2 pseudogenes are annotated in these 1538 nt (G+C 72.7%); both read right to left on the bottom strand.

The features are described 5' to 3' along the window. Nucleotides 1-20 precede the first annotated feature (20 nt). A pseudogene (locus FV223_RS27290) lies at nucleotides 21-839 on the bottom strand (ABC transporter ATP-binding protein); the annotation flags it as partial. A 5-nt stretch (nucleotides 840-844) separates the two neighbouring features. Continuing rightward, nucleotides 845-1498: pseudogene (locus FV223_RS27285) on the bottom strand (ABC transporter permease); the annotation flags it as partial. Nucleotides 1499-1538: the final 40 nt, after the last annotated feature.

The following is a 1538-nucleotide window of genomic DNA, read 5'->3' as shown; positions in this document are numbered from 1 at the left end:
CTCGCTCCCCGACCTCACCCGCGCCCGGCCCGGCCGCGGGTGAGGTCGGGGAGCGAGCGCAGCAGGCCGAGGGTGTAGGCGCTGCGCGGGTCGGCGAAGATGTCGTCCACCGGCCCGCGCTCGAGGATGCGGCCGGCATACATCACCTGCACCGTGTCGCTGATGCCGGCGACCACCCCGAGGTCGTGGGTGATCCAGATGATCGCCATGCCGATCTCGCGCTTCAGCTCCTGCACCAGGGCGACGATCTCGGCCTGCACCGTGACGTCGAGCGCCGTCGTCGCCTCGTCCGCGATGAGGAGCTTCGGGCGGCAGGCGATCCCGATGGCGATCATCACGCGCTGGCGCTGGCCGCCGGAGAACTCGTGCGGGTACTGGTCGAGGCGGCCGGCCGCGTTCGGGATGCGGACGAGGTCGAGCAGCTCCCGCGCACGCCGGCGCGCCGCGCGGGCGTCGAGGCCGAGATGGATGCGCAGCGGCTCGACGATCTGCGCCGCCACGGTCATGCCGGGGTTGAGCGAGCTCATCGGGTCCTGGAACACGAACCCGATCTCGCCGCCGCGGACTTTTCGGAGCGCCTTCTCGGGCAGGGTGAGCAGGTCGCGGCCCCGGAACAGCACCTGACCGCCGGTGATCCGGCCGGGCGGCCGCGGGATCAGGCCGAGCATGGCCAGCACGTGCACGCTCTTGCCGGAGCCCGATTCGCCGACGATGCCCAGCGTCTCGCCCTCGCGGAGCGCGTACGAGACGCCGTTGACGGCGTGGACCGCGCCCCCGTCGGTGTCGAAGGCGACGGCGAGGTCGCGGACCTCGAGCAGGGGCGTTTCGAGACGCGGCATGTCGCTCATGTGCGGGCCCGCGGATCCAGCGCGTCGCGCAGCCCGTCGCCGAGCAGGTTGAAGCCGAGCACGGCGAGGAAGATCGACAGGCCGGGCCAGATCGCCATCCACGGCGCCTGGTCGAGGAAGTTCTTGGCGACGTTGAGCATCGCGCCCCAGCTCGGCTCGGGCGGCTGCTGGCCGAGCCCGAGGAAGGACAGGCTCGCCTCGGCGATGATCGCCGCGGCGATGGTCAGCGTCGCCTGGACCAGAATCGCCGGCACGATGTTGGGCAGGATGTGCACCAGCGCGATCCGCCAGGGCGGGTTGCCGACCGAGCGCGCCGCCTCGACGAACTCCTCCGCCGCCACTGCCTGGACCTGCGCGCGGGTGAGCCGGACGAAGGTCGAGGTCGCCGAGAGGCCGATCGCCACCATCGCGTTGGTCAGGCTCGGGCCGAGGAAGGCAGCAAGCGCGATCGCCAGGATCAGGAACGGGATCGCCAGGAGCGCATCGGTGAGCCGCATGATCGCGCCGTCGACCCAGCCGCCGGCATAGCCGGCGACGAGCCCGAGCGGCAGGCCGAGCGAGACCGCGAGCGCCACCGAGACGAGGCCGGCGCCGAGCGAGGCCCGCGCCCCGTAGACGATGCGGGCCAGCACGTCGCGCCCGACCTCGTCTCGGTGGCGCTCGCGGTCTCGCTCGGCCTGCCGCTAGGGC

This window comes from Methylobacterium sp. WL116 (assembly GCF_008039455.1).
Classification (GTDB): Bacteria; Pseudomonadota; Alphaproteobacteria; order Rhizobiales; family Beijerinckiaceae; genus Methylobacterium.
Note: the sequence above shows the minus strand (reverse complement) of the source record. Positions and strands in the feature narration are given on the sequence as shown.